Below are 16,788 nucleotides of genomic sequence, written 5' to 3' on the forward strand. Positions count from 1 at the left end.
ACCGCCTACGCCGTACGGATGGATCACTCGTCGTTGAAGCGGGCCGCGTGCGCGAACCGGGCCCTTACCTGGTCGAACGCGTCAGCCTGATCCTCGGGTGTGCCGTGGCCGGTCAGTGATCGGCCGTGGGCGTGCAGGAAGTGCGGCTGGTCGAGTTCCCAGATCTGGAACTGCAGGGTGTGCTGCAGAGCGTAGCGGCGTTGTTCGCCGAGGCCATGGGTCCAGACGTGGCCGTCCTCGATGAGAAAGTCGCTGTCGTACCCGAATCGGTCGAGGACCTCGCGCATGTCCTGCCCGGTCGGTTGGCGGTGGGCGTCGGCGCAGCGTTGCTGCTGGTCGAGAGGGCAGATGTCGCAGATTTCCCGTACGCCCCAGTGGCCGTTGTAGTCAGGGGCTTGGTGGGCGTAGGCGACGCCGCAGGAGGTCTTGCGGAACAGCGGTGTGGTGATGCCGGAGGTACGCCACGCTGCGACGACGCGGGCGTCCAGGTCGTCCGGCATGGTCTTGCGGCGGTGGAACTCGTCCTCGCCGTACGGGACGGTGACGCCTTGTTCTTGCAGGTAGGCGGCGTTCTCGGCCTTGTGGTAGAGGCCGGTGAAGACGACCGCGTCGACGTCGCGGCCGATGTCCAGGACGTGGGCCATGGTCTGATCGTCGTCGTTCCAGCCGGGGGTGATCGGCCGCCAGTAGAGGATCACGCCGGTGCGCTGCCGGTGCTGGGCGGCGGTGCGGATCGAGGTGACGGTGGTGGCGGTCTTGGCGATCGGCTCGATCCGCGGGTCGGTGATCCCGGAGTAGGTGAACAGCAGCGTGACCCGCAGGTGGTGCAGCCGTTCGAGGGTCGCCATGTCGTCGGCGGTGACCTTGAACCGGGTGATGATCAGGACGTGGTTGGTGTAGCCGCGCGCGTCGAGACTGTTCAGGACCTGGAACAGGTGCGGTTTGACGCCGGGCAGGAACGGGTCGGTGGCCTTGTTGAACACTTGAATCGGGGTGATGTGCGGCTGGAACGCCTCGTGACCGATCAGGTCCTCGATCGCCTGCTCGGTGGGGACGAGCAGTTGGGGCTGTTTGACGTCGAAGTTGCCCCAGAAGTGGCGTACGCAGTATCCGCAGTCCAGCGGGCAGCCGATGATGTGGTTGAGCGACAGGCCGCTCTTGCGGTAGCCGACGTACTGCGCCATGTACGGATCCAGGCCGGCCTTCAGCGCGTCCGGCATGAAGCGCAGTGTTCTCGGGCCGACGTCGAGGTCCGGGATGATGGTCATCGAGGGTCTCCGTTCGAGGGGTGCGGGGCGCGGAGCAGGTGTTTCTTGGCCGGGCCGTACCAAATGCCGAAGTCGCGGGGCACGACCTCGGTGCTGTCGGAGCTGTGGATGAGGTTGTCGATCAGGCGGCCTTCGGCCATCGCCTTGTCGAGGCTGTCGGCGGCGAACCGGCCGCGGATGGTGTCCGGTCCGGCGGCGGCAGGGTCGGTCGGGCCGAGCAGCCGACGCAGCCGCGGTGCGGCGTCGAGCCCATAGCCGAGCGCTACAGCGGCCTGCCGGCCGACGTAGATGCGCCGCAGTTCGGCGGGCACATCCCGGCCGAGCTGTGTGGACAGCGGCAGGATGTCGGCGTAGTGCGTGAAGATCTGCTCCTCGGTGGGGAAGACGCAGCAGACGTCAACCACCTGAAGTTCCTGTTCGACGGCGGTCAAGACCGGGCCGAGCAGGTCACGGGTGAGGCAGTCGGGTTTGAGAAGGATGACCGTCCACCAGCGCCAGCCGTCGGGGTTCACGGCATTCCGATCCGGTCGGGCCAGCGGGTGGCCATCAGCCACCGGTTGCCGGCGGCCAGGGCTGCGGTGATGTCGGCGGTGACCGGGTCACCGGTTTCCCGGATCTGCCGGTAGGCCTCGAACAGCAGCAGCACCTGCCGCCAGTAGCCGGACACCGGTACCCGGGTAGCGGCCTCAGCTGTCAATGTGGTGCCGCCCGCCCGGAGAGCCTGCTCCCACCACAGCACGGTGGCCAACTCCTCCGGCGAGGTGTCCGGCATTGGCGAGCGGGGGAACATCGGAGCCGGTGTCCGGTCGGCTTCGGCCAGGATCTCCTCGACCTTGGTGATATCGAGGACGTTGATGTGCATCGACCCGACGTGGTGGGTGTAGGTGCCGACCTCGACACCGAGTCGACGGGCGGCCAGTTCCTGGATCATGGTGAACGAGAAGGTGTCGCACAGCAGGCCGATGACGGCGTCGTTGCCGCGCATGTAGGTGGTCGCGTGCAATTGACCGCCGCGTAGCAGGAACTGCAGCCCGAGGGTGCAGGCCACGTCCGGGTTCCCGGGGTCGATCAGCTCGTCGGGCCGCATGACGAGCATGGCGGCGCGTTTGCTGTCCGGATCGTCTCGCAGCAGGTCGATGACCCGGTCGAACTGCGACCGGCCATCGGTTCCGTCAGCGCCGAACAGGCGTGGCCCGTAGGCGGTGCCGGTCAGCCGGATGCCGTCGGCGGACAGCTTCTCCAGCCGCGGCGCGTAGTAGCCGATCATGGCGAGGTCGTCGCTACCGGACAGGTACCACAGCGCCTCGGCGTGGTTGAAGACGATGTTCGCCCGCCGGGCCGCTAGGTACGGAGACCTGCGGATCGGATCGGTGAGCCGGAAGCTGATGTTCGGCACCTCGATGGCGTCCTTGCCGCGGCCTCGGGTGTCGTACTCCGGCTGGTCGTGGATGCGGCGCAGCACCGCCACGTACGCCTCGCCGAAGGTGTCGAACGTCGCCGGGGTGAGCGTCATCGTGATCTCCTTACCGGCGCGCCGAGTGCGTGCAAGGTGTCGAGCAGGACCGCGATCTGGGTGCTGAGCCGGTACGGCTCCAACAGGCGCAGGCACGCGCGGATCAGATCCTGGTGAGCCGGCGTCCCGGCGATCGACTGCAGCCAGTGCAGCTTCTCGACGACCTCGCCGCCGTCGCGGACGTGCAGCTCCGGTGGTGTGAACCGGTCGGCGGCCACCGTGTCGGCCGGGGTCAACGGCAGGCAACCCTGGGTCACGGCCTCGAACAGCCGTGACGTCTGATGCCCGACCGTGCGATAGCGCTCCGGCAGCAGCAACACCGTCGCCAGCGCGCCGCGGTGGATGTCAGCGACCTCGTTGAAACGGCAGCGGCCGGTGAAGTTCACGTGCGGCCACGGCCCGGTGTCGGTCCACTTCCCGGCCACTCGGTGGGTCACCTGTGCGGCAGCAGGCGCGAAGAACCGGTCGAACGCGTCGTCGCGGCCGTACTGGTTCCCGACGTACACCAGTGGGATCGGCCGCTGCGCTGCGGCGAGCCGATACGGGTCGGCATGATCGAGCAGCGTGTCCGGAACAGGGCAGGCCAGCGTGATCGCACCCGGCGTCGGGCGCAACGCGTATTCCCCGACGCGCACGTTTGCCCGCGCCCGCAGCGGGTCATCGGCTGGCAGCCGCCGGTCCATGTCCCAGATCACCGTCGGCGTGGCCAGGCCCGTCGTGTAGTGCTCGATCAGCTCTTGCTGCCGGTGCAGGTCGCAGGTGTGACCTGGAGTTCCGCAGTCGATGGTGTTGCGGCCCGGCAGCGGCCACCGCCACTCGAACACCACCGCATCCAGCTCCGGCAACCCGGCGGCGAATCGGTATCGGTCGTCCAGGTCGACGTCTGCCTCCCACCGGTCCCGGTCGGCCTGCAGCAGCACGATCTCGTTCCCGGCGTCTTGGAGAGCGTCGATCACCGCACGGCGATAGGCGCGCGCCCCGTCCGGAGTGTCCAGGACTCCAGCGGTCAGAAAACCCCATGCGCTGTAGCCGATCTGCCTTCTGACGGAAGGCGACGCCGTTCGTCGGTGGATCGTGGAAGAGGAGATGGTCATCGGCGCCTCCTGCCGGCACGAGTACGTAGCCCGACAATCACGCGCTGCTCACCTCGGCCGAAAGAACCCCGCTGAGACCTCAGCTCGTACCTCACCGTGGGTGCGTCCAGCCGATCACCGCCTCCAGCAGCGAGTTTCGAGCTGCCGGGAGAAACTGTCATAGCCAGCCCCTGCCCTGCGAGGCATGATCATGAGACCCACCGTGGGCTGGAAGAGCAAGGTCGCCGAGCAGGAGGCAGCCGTCACCGCCGGCACCTTGGCACCGGCCGACGCGTATGCGATTCACCTGTGGCCCCCGGCGTTCACCGCCGCGGTCGACACCGTCCTGGCCGCCTACGAGCGGGACGTCGCCGCCCTCGACACGGCCTCGGACGAGGCGATCTGGACCGCGGTCGAGACGGTCGTGGTCGGGCTCAACACCGCTGACGAGCCGTTCGGCGCGATCGAGACCGGCGAACGCGAGCAACTCGCCGAGTACGTCGACGCGGTCCTGACGGACGCCGGCGTGGACGTGGCGGCGCTGACCGCCCGCCGCGACCGTCACCGCAGCGAGCTCACCCGATGCGTGGCGCGACTGGTGACCGGTCGCGGGCGACGGCGTGCGGACTACCTCACGACGCGGCGACCGCTGCTGACGTCTCGGCCAGCCATCGGCGGATCACCTCGAAGTCGTTAGGAGTGACGCCGACGGCCGGATCAGCCCGGTGCAACAGCGCTCGCCCCTCATAGTGGGCATGAACCCATCGCCGGTCAGTGTCGGTGATCTCGTCGTCGAGCCAGACGAATGTTCGCCCGGCCGCCCACCGTATGAGGAACGGCGTCTTCCAGTGCAGTCCGTGTTCGGGCTCGTCGTCATCATCGGGGAAGTCGACGACGGGTAGTTCCGGCAGCCCGAGCCGCGGCGCGACCTGTTCGTTCGCGTCCGACATCCAGGTGGTCGCCCACACCAGCCGGCACCCCAGCGACCGAAGCCGGTGCCCGTCCTCCGGGTCGAGCCGCCCCAGCAGCGGATTGCCTTCGTCATCGTCGGCTGGCGGGGCTGCGTATCGCTCAGCCGAGGTGGGCTCGGTCGGCCGGGCGCGGAACGGGATCAGCACGCCGTCGACGTCCAGGAACATGATCGGACAGTCTGCGGTAGCGGCCATGATCGACGGAAACTATCAGAGCGGTGATGTCCCTGTTCGTGAAGTGCTACTCGGGCCAGTGATGGCATGTAGCTGGCACCGTCGCACGGCGAGTATGCGACAGTCGCCGTCGTGACCCTTCCCTTGCAGATGCTCGCATCAGCCTTGGACGAGCGCGCCGAGATCTGGTCCGGGCTGGCCATGTCCTGGCGAGCGTTCCCCGCCCAGCCGAATCACGGCAAGCCCGTCGTCCGCGCCGAGCTGGAGTCCGCTGGGTGGCTGGTTCAGATCATGATCTGGAGCACCGGTGAGGCGGAGCTGGAAACCGTGCGCCTACGCGACGACAGGATCGTCAACAAGCACTTCGACCTGACCAGCCGAAGCGAACTCGACGATCTCCTCGATCAACTCGTCCGGCTCCTCGTCCACAACGAGGTGCCCGAGGAGGCCATAGTCCAGCCCGAGCAGCAGCATGCAGACGGGCCGCCCGGCGCACATCGCGGATCGACGGCAGGCTGACCCGGAGCGTGAGCCTCGGGACAGCCCCGTACCCGCTGGCTGTGCGATTGGTGTGGACAGTCCGGAAATGGTGATGCCGTCCAGCACAGGGTGATCCACGATGAGGGGGTGCAACGCGATACCGCTCTCGTCCGGATGCAGGAGGCCGTCGCGCTGTGGAGCGTCGGCCAGGCCACCGCAGCCGAACTCGTCAGCCTCGGCTGCGAACTGCTGGTCGCCGGCTTCGACGGGATGAACCTTGCCATGCTCGCCGGTGTGCACGCGCGCAACGCGGACGAAGACGTTCCCGACCTGCTGGAGGCCGCTCTGGACGACGTGGGGCTCAGGCACTATCCGGCGGGCAGCGATGCCGGGCTTGAGGCCACCGTCAGCATCATGGCCTCACGTGTGCTGGCCGGCCGGATGTCACCGATGGACCTCGCCACCTGGGCGCACTCCACCATCGGCCACGACCGGCTACCCATCGCCGAACGCCTCGTGGACCTCGATGACATGTACGACACTCTCGAGTACATCGACATGACTGAACAGGACCTCGACAACGAGATCCTCGCAGAGGCCCGACGGATCACTGCAATTTGCCGGAGACAGCGGCAGCTCCACCCACCCGTTCCCGACTTCCTGATGCCGCCACGAGCCAGCCGTCTATGCATTCTCGTCGATCTCGTCATCCTGCTGCGGGATCTGATCGGCGCTGTGCCCAACCGTTCCTGCCAAGCCTTTTCGGGAGGCACGCCACGGGCGAATCGCCGGCCGACCAGCAACATCACAGGTGGTGGCCCTTTTCGGGCCGGAGTCCGACCGCTATCCACTTCGGGCGAATGCTGGCAGGCTTGACCAGGTGAGCACCATGCCTACCAACTCCGGCACCGGGCCCCGCGATGCCCGCGGTACTGCACCGCTCGCCGCTACGGGCACGGCGAACGACCGCGAGGGTACGGCGGCAGCGTTGGCCGCGGAGCTGCGGGATCTCCCGGCATCGGTGTGGCCGGTTCGGTCGCGGGGTGCGGCATCGTCGTATGTGGTGTTCATGGAGGACGAGGTCGCACTCGCGGATCTTGTGGTGGTGTTGTGGGACATCGCGCGGTCGGGTCCGTTTCCGCCTGGGGTGACGGTCCAATCCGGTGTCGCGGGTGTGGTGGTGCTGGTAAACGGCCCGGATTTCAGTGTGGCGGGTCGTTCGGGTGGTCCGGTGCTGGTGGTTTCGGATCGGATCCGTGGGGTGTTGCGGATCGATCGTGATCCGAGCTGGCATCAGGAACTGTCGACCCTGATCGGCGAGTTGATCGCGGTGGGTCAGGGTGCGGAGCCGTTCGACGAGTCGGTGGTGCCGCCTCCTCCGCGGATGCCGTGGCACCGGGACCGGTAACCGACTTCTCGCGGACGTCATCGGCAGGTTTCTCGTCGGGTTCCCGTTCGCGGGCGACGAGGTACTTCACGAAACGGGCCTTGGCGCGCTGGCGTTGCTTGTAGGCGGTTTCCAGGCTCATGCCCAACTGGTCGGCGGCATCCTTCATGTTGACGTGGTCGAAGCCGGTGATGGTGAGCAGCTTGACGTCTCGTTCGGCCATCGGCCGTCCATCGGCGGCGAGCGCGGCCAGAAATTCGTGGAAGATGCCGCTGAGGTCCTCGTCGAGCGTGCCGTCAGCCACCGGTTCGGCTATGGCTGCTGGCGGCCGGCGTTTCCGGGAGGTCCGGGCTCGTTTAGGTGGCCGGGCCTGTTGGCCCTTGGCGTGGGTGATGCCGCTCTCGATCAGTTTCATGCCGTGGTTCGTGGCGCGGATGTCGATGGTCTTCAGTCGTTTCAGGAAGCCATGGATGAGGTCGTGGTCGATGTCGTCGGTGTCGTCACGGTGGGCCAGGATGACGCGCTTGCGGGAGCGGCGCAGGCCGCGGGCTGCGAGGCTGATCGCGAGGAGCCGGTAGGGCTCGGCAGTCTCGGGCCGGCGGGAGCCTGTGATGACGGCGGCCCAGATCTTGTCGCGCTGGGGGGTAGTCGGCGTCTTCGAGCAGGAATCGTAGGAGCGTGCGGGGTCGCATGTCCTTGGGCGGCAGGCCGGGAGCGAGATGATCGGCCGGGATGGTCCAGTTGAGCATCGCGAAGCGGTCCTCGAACCAGTCGAACAGCGGCCCGTGCCGAGCTTCTGTGCCGTGCCGGTTGCCCGGCAGCACGAGCGGAGTGAGATCGCGTAGGCCCAGCTCAGCGCCGCGTGCAAGTGGTGTTGTTCTGTTCGGCTGCACCACCAACCCCCGTCGCCGGTGTGATCGCTCGAAAAAATCTTGTCGGTCTGGTGTCCAGAACGGCGTCGAGCCGCCCCTTTCTCCTGTAGCAAGCCCGCGCTCTCTGCTCGGCTTGCCTGCCGCCGTCGCCGCCCTCGGGCTGCGGCGGCTGCTTCGTTCGTTCCTGCTCCGCTGCCGCGGGACAGGTTCGTCGTCTCCTGTGGAGAGTGAAGCCATGATTATCGATCACTGTCACGCTGTTTGGGGAGAGCAGGATACGCGCCGGATCTGTCACCAGCGCCGACCTGCGCCCGTTCGCGACCTGTCATGGTCTGTCACCGCGAACGGAATCTCTCGCACCGCCCGGCACGGCCGGGCATCACCACCCGTGTGGGGCCGCCGGTGAGCGAACCCCGTACACCACTCCCGACACGGGCGGACCGTGCCGCCCGGGTCGAGGGTGTCGTCCAGGTCGTCATCATGCTGGCGATCGGGCAGCCGCGGCGGCGGCCTCGTTCACGCACGTGCACGACGTCGCCGAGGCGCACGGCCAGCCAGGGTGGCTGGCGTGGGCCGACGCGATAGTGCTGGAGTTGATGTCCGTGGCCGGCGGCCTGGAACTCCGGCGCCGTAAACGCCTCGGTGCTCACCTCTGGTTCCCGGCCGTGGTTCTGATCGTCGCTGTGGTGCTGTCGCTGGGCGCGCAGGTCGTGGAGGCCGAGCCGTCGGTCATCGGCTGGCTCGCAGCGGCGCTACCCGCGGTCGGGTTCCTGGCCATGGTGAAGATCGCACTCGGCCGCGCCGACCACGGTCCGGTCGCCACGGTCCCGGCCTCAGCGGCCGTCCCGGACGGTCCCGGACGTCCGCAACAACCCCCAACCGTCGCGGACGACGGTCCGTCACCCACGACGGTCGACGACGAGATGGGTGAACTACTCCCCGTCGCCCGCAAAGCCGCGGGCGACCTGGCCCGCGAGGGTCGTCCGCTGTCCCGCGAAGCCCTGGCCGAGGTGCTCCGCAGGCAGGGCCACGCGATGTCGAATGCACGGGCGTCCGCACTGGTCAAGCTGATCCGCGACCAACCCACCCGCCCGAAGCACCCAACCGGAGATGGCGACGCACCCCTGGCGACGGCGAAACCCAACCCGGCGGCTACCGCTGTCACCGGCTCGCCGTCGTGATGGCGGGGCGTCGGCGGTGCTGCGGCAAGCGGTCTGTAGTCCTACCAAAGAGAAGGAGTTTCCATGAACCGCCCGTTCTCCCACCTACCCCAACGGCAGGACCGCGGAAAGTACCTCCGCACTCCTGCCGAAGTCCATACCCACAGCCCGCGGTCGAGCTGTCAGAACCTGTCGCGCTCGTGGCCACGGACCTGCCGCGGTCGCTGTTCGCCTTGCCGTGCACCCAACTGGCGCCCAACACCGATGACAGGCCCGGACTGCCGATCACAGCGCCACCAGGTCAACCGGCCGAACGCATCTCGTCCTCGGACCGGGGCCGCCGCGCTTCTCGGCGCAGATTGGCTGGCTGGGTGTGGTCGGGGTGTCGGTGCCAGGGTGCGTCCGGGCGTCGGTGTGGGGGTCGGTCTTGACACCGACCCCCACACCGACCCCGTCGTCTGGCTGTCAGTGCAGGTCAGCCGCTATCTGGCGGTGGTCGTCGTGTGCTGCGACAGACCCTCGTCTGGGGTCTCCCCTGGGGGTGATGCGTAATCCGTACCAGCACTGAACAGCGCCTGCTGCGGGCGCAATCGGCTCTCACCGGCCGTGATCTGCGGCTACTCGGCTGGCTCTACGACCACGGCGTCCTGACCACCGACCAGATCAACACCGCCTTGTTCGGCTCGCTGACGTTCTGTCAGCGGCGGCTGCTCAAGCTCCTCGCGTTGGGCGTGGTGGCCCGGTTCCGGCCGCAACGCTGGGAGGGCGGCTCGTATCCGTACCACTACCTGCTCGACCAACTCGGCACCGAGATCGTCGCCGCCCAACGCCGCGACCCACTCCCACGTCGCGACCAGGCGAGGCAGCGCCGCCAGCACCTCACCTCCCGGGCGAACCTGCCGCACCTGCTGGCCACCAACCAGTTCTTCGTCGACCTGGCCGGCCACGAACGCACCCACCCCGGCAGCCGCCTCATCCAATGGCGGTCCGCCTCCGCACTGCAAGAGAGAGGAGCCTTCTTCCGCACCGGCGACGACCCCAGCCTGATGCTGCTCAAGAACCTGCCCCGCCCGGACGCCCACGGCGTCTGGGCCGAACACGACCTTCAGGTGCCGTTCCTGCTCGAGATGGATCTCGGCACCGAAAGCCTGACCATCCTCGCCAACAAGATCATCAACTACGTACGGCTCGCGGACATGACCCGCTGGCGGTGGCCGGTGCTGTTCTGGCTGCCCTCGACCCGCCGCGAACTCAACCTCCACCAAATCCTGACCGACACCGACGTCCCCGACCTGGTGGCAACCGCCTCCGGCGACCATGCCACCACCACCGGGCAGTCGCCCGCCGAGAACGTGTGGTGGCTGCACGGCCGCCAAAGTCCCCGGCTACGCCTGTCCGAACTTCCTCATCACGATCCTGCCGAACCCATCTGACGAGTGGAACCGTCCGCGAAGGTCGATCCCCGGCTGCCGCAGTCGGGGGTCGGTCCACGAACTGGCAAAATCGCCGCATGGGTGGTCCTGAACTGGTCCTGGTGCTGCGTTACCGCAAAGCGGTGACGTACGGCTTCCACGTGCTGCTCGGTGCCTTGGGGCAGCACGAGACGGCCACTCGATACGAGGTGCGCTTCGGCGACACCCCCGAATCAACCGCCGAACACATCCGGGCGGCGCTCGCGACCGGCGCCAAGGTGCTCGTCCTCTGGTCGTTCTACTCACCCGACGCCGCGGCACTCGCGGAGGAGTTGAAAAAGATCCGGGAGCTGGCCGACGGCCCGACCGTCACGCACCTGGCCGGGGGAGTGCACGCCACCGCCGAGCCGGCGCAGACTCTCGACGCCGGCTGGGACATGGCCGCGATCGGCGAGGGCGAGTCGACCCTGCTCAGCCTGGTCGACGCCAAGGGCGACCCGACCGGCATCACCGGCCTGGCCTACCGCGACGCCACCGGCGCCGTAAAGAAGACCGGCAAGGCGAAGCAGCGCGACCTCAACGACTTCCCCGGCTTCGCCCTCAAGTGGGACAAGTTCAACGCCCTCGAAATCACGAGGGGATGTGTTTTTTCATGCAGATTTTGCCAAACACCCTTTATGTTCTCCGCGCGTTTCCGGCACCGGAGTATCGAGAACGTGCGTTGGCACGTCGACCAGATGCGCGCCCGCGGGCTGCGTGACGTCCGCTTCATCACGCCGACCGCGTTGAGCTACGGCAGCCAAACGGAGGAACCGAACCTCGACGCCGTCGAAGAGTTGCTCGCCAGCTGCCGCGAGGGCATCGGGCCGAACGGTCGGGTCTTCTTCGGCAGCTTCCCCAGCGAGATCCGCCCGGAGCACGTGTCCCGGGAGGCTCTCCGCCTGGTCAAGAAGTACTGCGACAACAACAACATCATCGTGGGCGCCCAGTCCGGCTCCGACCGCGTCCTCGATGCCGCCAAGCGGGGCCACGGCGTCGAGGAGGTCAAGCGAGCGGCGCGGCTCGGCATCGAGGAGGGCTTCCGGATCAACGTCGACATGATCTTCGGGATGCCCGGCGAGGACCAGCAGGACGTCACCGACTCCCTCGACCTGGCTCGCGAGCTGGCCGATCTCGGTGCCCGGATCCACGCGCACACGTTCATGCCGCTGCCCGGCACCCCGTGGCGGGACGCCCCGCCGGGTGACGTCGATCCGGAGACGATCCGGGAGGTGGACCGCCTGTCCCGGCGCGGCGCCCTCTACGGCCACTGGCAGAAGCAGCGGGATCACGCCGCCCGCTTGGCCGCTGCCGCCGAGGCGTATCCCCGTCCGGGACGAAGCCGGACGATCCTGCCGCAGGTATCCAGGACCGAGCCCGCGAAATAGCATTCCCGTTCCGCGCCCGAGGCGATCGCCTCGGGCGCTTCTGTTTGCCCACCCAGCCGAAAACCGGAAGGAGCGATCGCGCCCATGAACACGACCCGCCGACATGTTCGACCGCGCAGCCTCATAGGAGGAAAGTGGTACGACGCCGTGATGACACGGACCTGAGGTCGGGAGACGCCCTCGCGGAGAAGATCGCCGAGTACGCCCGCCGGGTAGCCGACGAAGCCCCGCCGCTCACCGAGGAACAACGTGCCGTTCTGCGCGAGCTCCTGCGCCCGAGCAAGCGCCAGAACGCTGCATGATCCTTACCGCTTCCGATGCCACCCGAAGCCGACGGTCTCCGGATCGAACGTCCGTCGTCCGACCGGTGGTGGCAGGAGGCGGACCACGCCGAGGGCCTTGATGATCGCTTGCTCGCGATCGATGATGCCCTCCAACTTCCGCCACTCCGCGGGAGGATCCTCAGCGCCGACGATCGGCACGAGTACGTTCTCCCGCCCGGCATCGGCAAGCTTCACCTGAATCTCGGCGAGTTGGTCCGCGATCTCCTGTTTGACGGTCTCCAGCTCCTGATCGTCGAGCACCCCGCGGGCCCACATCTTCACGGCCGACGCTCGCCGCTGGCGCAGGGCCAAGGCCTCGTCCTGCAACCCCTCGACATCTTCGGCCTGGTCACCGGCGTCGACCGTCAGCAGATCGGCGACGTCGTCCCGGCCGAGTCTCTCCTCCACGATCCGGCGCACCGTCATGTCCACTGGATCGGCCAACCGTGACAGATAGCAGGCCGGGCACCGATAGACCCGCCGCGGCCTGCCGTCCGCGTACTTCGCGCGGTACGTGCACACCATCAACCCGTCGCAGCCAGGCCGCCCGCACCGGTACAGCCGGGTACCAAGCCACTTGCGGGCGGCCCCGACGTTGTTGGTCCGCCGTGACGACTCCGAAAGCTTCACGACGGCGGCGCGGAACGTCGTCTCCGGCACGATCGCCGGCCACAGCCCCTTGCCGATCTCCTTGCCGTTGTGCGTCCGGATGCCGGCGTTCCGTGGGTTGATCAGCAATACGCGGACGGAGTTGTGCAGCCACGGGCCATCCGCCGTCGTCCGGAAGCCACCCGCGTTCAGGTCGGCGGCAATGCCGGACAGGGTCCTTCCGGCGAGAAATGACGTGTACGCCTGGCGGACGGCGTCCGCCTCCGGGGACGAGCCGTCCTCGTCCGTCCGCAACGCCGTCCCGTCGGCCGAATAGCCGAAGGCCCGCCGTCCGCCGTTCGGCCGTCCGCTCTGGGCGCGCTGGAGCGCCTTCCGTCGCTGCCGTTCAGACTTGACCTCGACCTCCATCGTGTCGAACTCGCCGATCATCCCGGCCATGCCGCGGCCGTACGCGGTGGTCATGTCCAGCTCCGGCCCCTTGACCGGAACGACGCTGACCCGCGCCTCTTTCAGGATCTCGATGCCCTCGGCACGCTCCCGGCGGTTGCGCCAGAGCCGCGAGGTGTGGAACACGATGATGCAGTCGATCTCCCCGGCCTTGGCCGCTGCCATGAGCGCGGCATAGCCCGGCCGGAACTTGCCGTGCGTCGCGGAGATGTCGTTGTCCGAGAACTCCCGCGTCGCCCAGCCGCGCCGCGCGGCGAGCGCCAGACCGTCCTCACGTTGGCGCTCGATGCCCAGACCCTCACCGGCCCGATCGAGCGAGATGCGGAAATAGACGCCAGCAACCATAGGTAGTATTCTATGTCAAAACTGGTGCCGGTTCTGTCAGACGCCGTTCATGTTCTCCGCCAGGTTCCGGCATCGCAGTGTCGAGAACGTGCGGTGGCATGTGGACCAGATGCGGGCTCGGGGACTGCGGGACGTTCGCTTCATCACGCCGACCGCCTTGTCGTACGGGAGTCAGGACGAGTCGCCGAACCTGGCGGCTGTCGAGGAGCTGCTGGCGTCGTGCAAGGAGGGGATCGGGCCGGACGGGCGCGTGTTCTTCGGGTCGTTCCCGAGCGAGATCCGGCCCGAGCACGTGACGCGGGAGACGCTGCGGCTGGTACGCCGGTTCTGCGCCAACAAGAACATCATCGTGGGCGCGCAGTCGGGGTCGGACAGGGTGCTGGGCGCGGCCAAGCGCGGCCACGGCGTCGAGGAGGTCCGGCGGGCGGTGCGTCTCGGCGTCGAGGAGGGTTTCCAGATCAACGTCGACATGATCTTCGGGATGCCCGGGGAGGACCGTGCCGATGTGGACGCCTCGCTGGGGCTGGCCCGGGAGCTGGCCGACCTGGGGGCGCGGATCCACGCGCACACGTTCATGCCGCTGCCCGGCACGCCGTGGCGTGACGCCCCACCCGGCGACGTCGACCCGGCCACGATCAGCGAGGTCGACCGGCTGTCACAGCGCGGCGCCCTCTACGGCCACTGGCAGAAGCAGCGAGCCCACGCCCAACGCCTGGCCGCGGCGGCGGAGGCGTACCCGCGTCCGGGTCGCAGCCGGACGATCCTGCCCACGTTGGGCGACAGCTGCTGACCCGGACGACGCGGGCCGGGGGTCAGTCGCGGCGAGTGGTCATGCGCAGCGGTGTGGCGAGACGGTACTCCTGGCCCGGGGCCAGTTCGGTTCCGGACCGGCAGGCGAACCGGGCGCGGCCTGAGCGGCGGCCCCGGGGGAGAGCTCGGGAGGAAGCCGTGGACCTGCGCATCGTGGTCTCTTTCTCCGGCCGGTCGAGTCAGGCGGATGCAGGAAAAATGAACCGTTCAGAACTTGTTCGGCGGGTATATCCGGGTATCGCCTGGCCTGTCCCCACCGTCACATTCGTCCTCTGGTTCCACGTCGGCCAGCAGGTCGAGAAGGTCGGGGCCCTCATGCCCGACGTCGACCGCCCGCCCGGTGAGCCCGAGCTGGGCGGCGCAGTCGCGGCCGAAGCCCTTGACCATGCGATCGGCCCGCGTGAGGTGGCCGCAGCGGGGGCACCGCCGCATCTCCGCATGACCTCCCGGGTTGGTCATCAGGCCCAGTATCGCGGCCGTACGCCCGTCCGTCAGGCCCTGTGGACAGACTCACGGCACTTCCGCGGCGCCCGGCTCCACATGTGGACAAGTCGGCCGATCCGCTTGACAGGGTCGTAGGGTGACACCCCGTCCCACCGTGGGCGGGGGAGGGGGTGGCCGAACGCAAGGACGCGCGCGACGGGGAGCCACAGGGCTGAGCGTGCAGCGTCGGCCTGAAACTCGGCCACGGGCGGCATCACAGCCTGAGGGCTCCGCATGATCGTGGCGTGGACCCCCGGCAGTGCCCTGGGTGCCCTCGCCGCGGGCCGAGCTCTGGGCCTGCAGGCGGAGGAGCGCCGAGCTCGAGGGGCCTTTCAGCCGGGTACGGGGGACCGCAGTCCCGCAGGCTCAGCGACGGCGGGCGGCGAGGCGGGTGGCGGCGCCGACGACGAGTAGGGCCAAGCCGATCAGGGCCACCGCGGCGGTGTTGCCCCCGGTGATGGGGAGGCCGCCGCCACCACCCTGAGCCGGGGCTGTCGGGGATGGGGCGGGGGCTCCGGCGGCGTTCACCAGGATGGGCTGTTGCTGGATGACGGAGGGCGCCCCGATCGGCACGAGCTCAGTGCGGATCAGCCCGCGGAGGGTGCCGGGCTTGTTGATGCGCAGCGTGAAGTCGAAGGTGACCGTCTCGCCGGGGAAGTAGGGGAGGCCCTGGAACATGCCTGTCCAGCAGTAGTAGTTGCCGTCGTTGAAGTCGGCTCCGTCGGGCCATGGCAGGCCGGGGGTGGGGGCATTGACGTTGAACGGCTGGCACAGCTCGGAGTGGGCCACGACGGTGGTGCCGGCGGGCGGGGTCACGGTGACCGTCAGGTAGGGCGCGCTGGCGTTGCCCCAGCTCTCGAGGCGCGCTGGGCCGTTGTTGCGCACGCTGGTGCGTACGGTGACCGTCTTGCCGACCTGACCGGTGACCTTGTCACCCCGTACGGTGAAGGTTGAATGGTTGCGGCCGGTGACCGTGAGCTCCCACTCGTCGATGTTGTTGTCGGGGTTGCTGTTGGGGTCGATCTCGATCTGGGGCACCGTCTCGGTCACCTCGCCCGGCGCGGGGGTGAGTGCGAGCTCGGTGCCGCTGCCGCCGCCGGGGAGGGCGAAGCCCTGGTCGATCCAGTTCTGGGCGGTGTACCAGGTGAACGACGACCACCACTGGGACGGGGCCCACACGGCATCCGTCGCGGTGAGCGGCCACGGCGTGGCCAGGCGGTATTCCTGGCCGGGCGCCAGCGAACCCTCGAACAAGCAGGCGGCTCCGGAGGTCGGCAGGACGGCGCCTCGGCCCTGGATGGGGGTGCAGTTGCTGAAGGCGGGGGTGCGCATGCCGACAGCCGTCTGCAGTCGCAGCACGACGCCGGTGACGGGGCGTTCGCCGGAGTTGCGCAGGCCGGCGGCCAGGTTCGCCGTCGTGCCGGTCGGGATCGAGACGTCGTCCTGCGCCTGCACGGGCGTCAGCGAGACCTCCTCGGCCACCGTGACTGTGCCGGACGCGGCGGCCACGGTCTTGCCGCCGGCGACGATACGGGTCGGCAGGGCCACTGTCGCGCCGATCGGTGCGTCCGGCTCGGCGGTCACCCGCAGCGCCCCCGAGAAGCCGCGGTCGTTCTGTGCGCAGGTGACCGTCGTGGCCGTGGTGGTGCAGGCCGGCGAGAAGGGGAACTGCAGGGTGAGCAACCCCTGGGCGGCCGTGATGTCGAAGATCAGCTCGTACGGGGTGAGGGCCGAGGCGGGTGGGTCGACGCTCAGCCGCAGAGCGGAAGTGGTGGTGCCGGGCACGACGCCGGTGCGGCCGATCGTCAGCTTCCACGGGGTGGCCGCGGCGCGGGCCGGCATGGGGACGATGAGCACAGCCAGGAGGGCGATCAGGGCGGTGCTGGCGAGCTTGCGCATGCGCGATTCCCTCGTCCGGTCCAGCGGAAGAGCAGCAGGATATCGCCGGTCGAGAATGCATTCTGCCCCCTTGTGTGCACCATGAGCACGGTGGTGAGGGGCAGCGCGCGGCGGTGGAACAGGCTCGGCGTGGCG

Annotated in this window: 16 protein-coding genes; 7 read left to right on the top strand and 9 right to left on the bottom strand. The window is 68.5% G+C overall.

The window, feature by feature from the left end:
* Positions 1-23: 23 nt before the first annotated feature.
* The 4 genes from C8E87_RS30175 to C8E87_RS30190 are packed head-to-tail and all read right to left on the bottom strand — an operon-like array spanning position 24 to position 3,875.
* Positions 24-1,268: a radical SAM family protein gene (locus C8E87_RS30175; protein WP_133876220.1), complete on the bottom strand. Its 1,245-nt coding sequence runs from the start codon at positions 1,266-1,268 to the stop codon at positions 24-26.
* Entirely contained in the window at positions 1,265-1,780 is a 516-nt protein-coding gene (locus C8E87_RS30180; protein WP_239080291.1) for a nucleoside-diphosphate kinase, read from the bottom strand. Before C8E87_RS30180 ends, C8E87_RS30175 begins: the two co-directional genes overlap by 4 nt.
* The gene (locus C8E87_RS30185) at positions 1,777-2,781 is read right to left on the bottom strand and encodes a thymidylate synthase (protein WP_133876222.1); all 1,005 of its coding nucleotides are present in this window, start codon (positions 2,779-2,781) and stop codon (positions 1,777-1,779) included. Before C8E87_RS30185 ends, C8E87_RS30180 begins: the two co-directional genes overlap by 4 nt.
* A complete protein-coding gene (locus C8E87_RS30190) occupies positions 2,778-3,875 on the bottom strand; it encodes a hypothetical protein (RefSeq protein ID WP_133876223.1) in 1,098 nt (365 codons plus the stop codon). Before C8E87_RS30190 ends, C8E87_RS30185 begins: the two co-directional genes overlap by 4 nt.
* Positions 3,876-4,059: 184 nt before the next feature.
* On the opposite strand from C8E87_RS30190, the gene C8E87_RS30195 reads away from it, so the two are divergent.
* Complete coding sequence (locus C8E87_RS30195) at positions 4,060-4,551, top strand: hypothetical protein (RefSeq protein WP_239080292.1); 492 nt, start codon at positions 4,060-4,062, stop codon at positions 4,549-4,551.
* Here the strand turns inward: C8E87_RS30195 and C8E87_RS30200 are convergent.
* Positions 4,487-5,020, bottom strand: coding sequence for an HAD domain-containing protein (locus C8E87_RS30200; RefSeq protein WP_133876224.1), 534 nt, complete (start codon positions 5,018-5,020; stop codon positions 4,487-4,489). The two genes, C8E87_RS30195 and C8E87_RS30200, sit on opposite strands and share 65 nt — an antisense overlap.
* A 111-nt stretch (positions 5,021-5,131) precedes the next feature.
* Here C8E87_RS30200 and C8E87_RS30205 point away from each other — a divergent pair, with 111 nt between their 5' ends.
* Positions 5,132-5,518 carry an immunity protein TriTu family protein gene (locus C8E87_RS30205; protein ID WP_133876225.1) on the top strand — a complete coding sequence of 129 codons (387 nt, stop codon included), beginning with the start codon at positions 5,132-5,134 and terminating at the stop codon, positions 5,516-5,518.
* Positions 5,519-5,608: 90 nt separating this feature from the next.
* Positions 5,609-6,355 (top strand): hypothetical protein, encoded by a 747-nt coding sequence (locus C8E87_RS30210; RefSeq protein WP_133876226.1) that lies wholly within the window; start codon positions 5,609-5,611, stop codon positions 6,353-6,355.
* Positions 6,356-6,681: 326 nt separating this feature from the next.
* On the opposite strand, the gene C8E87_RS30215 is transcribed toward C8E87_RS30210, so the two are convergent.
* Entirely contained in the window at positions 6,682-7,734 is a 1,053-nt protein-coding gene (locus C8E87_RS30215) for a hypothetical protein (protein WP_133876227.1), read from the bottom strand.
* 528 nt (positions 7,735-8,262) lie between these two features.
* On the opposite strand from C8E87_RS30215, the gene C8E87_RS30220 reads away from it, so the two are divergent.
* From C8E87_RS30220 to C8E87_RS30230, 3 genes are all read left to right on the top strand, one after another.
* Positions 8,263-8,919: a DUF2637 domain-containing protein gene (locus tag C8E87_RS30220; RefSeq protein WP_239080294.1), complete on the top strand. Its 657-nt coding sequence runs from the start codon at positions 8,263-8,265 to the stop codon at positions 8,917-8,919.
* Positions 8,920-9,449: 530 nt separating this feature from the next.
* Positions 9,450-10,331: a replication-relaxation family protein gene (locus tag C8E87_RS30225; RefSeq protein ID WP_133876228.1), complete on the top strand. Its 882-nt coding sequence runs from the start codon at positions 9,450-9,452 to the stop codon at positions 10,329-10,331.
* Between the two features lie 77 nt (positions 10,332-10,408).
* Positions 10,409-11,737: a TIGR04013 family B12-binding domain/radical SAM domain-containing protein gene (locus C8E87_RS30230; protein WP_133876229.1), complete on the top strand. Its 1,329-nt coding sequence runs from the start codon at positions 10,409-10,411 to the stop codon at positions 11,735-11,737.
* 305 nt (positions 11,738-12,042) lie between these two features.
* Here C8E87_RS30230 and C8E87_RS30235 read toward each other — a convergent pair whose 3' ends face one another.
* Positions 12,043-13,461: a recombinase family protein gene (locus tag C8E87_RS30235; protein ID WP_133876230.1), complete on the bottom strand. Its 1,419-nt coding sequence runs from the start codon at positions 13,459-13,461 to the stop codon at positions 12,043-12,045.
* A gap of 7 nt (positions 13,462-13,468) precedes the next feature.
* On the opposite strand from C8E87_RS30235, the gene C8E87_RS30240 reads away from it, so the two are divergent.
* On the top strand, positions 13,469-14,251 hold the full coding sequence (locus tag C8E87_RS30240) for a TIGR04013 family B12-binding domain/radical SAM domain-containing protein (protein ID WP_275409084.1): 783 nt from the start codon (positions 13,469-13,471) through the stop codon (positions 14,249-14,251).
* A gap of 227 nt (positions 14,252-14,478) precedes the next feature.
* Here the strand turns inward: C8E87_RS30240 and C8E87_RS30245 are convergent, their stop codons facing one another.
* Both C8E87_RS30245 and C8E87_RS30250 read right to left on the bottom strand, forming a co-directional pair.
* Positions 14,479-14,730 carry a hypothetical protein gene (locus tag C8E87_RS30245; RefSeq protein ID WP_239080296.1) on the bottom strand — a complete coding sequence of 84 codons (252 nt, stop codon included), beginning with the start codon at positions 14,728-14,730 and terminating at the stop codon, positions 14,479-14,481.
* 390 nt (positions 14,731-15,120) lie between these two features.
* Complete coding sequence (locus C8E87_RS30250; protein ID WP_133876231.1) at positions 15,121-16,653, bottom strand: hypothetical protein; 1,533 nt, start codon at positions 16,651-16,653, stop codon at positions 15,121-15,123.
* Positions 16,654-16,788 lie beyond the last annotated feature (135 nt).

This window comes from Paractinoplanes brasiliensis, from assembly GCF_004362215.1.
Lineage (GTDB): Bacteria > Actinomycetota > Actinomycetes > Mycobacteriales > Micromonosporaceae > Actinoplanes > Actinoplanes brasiliensis.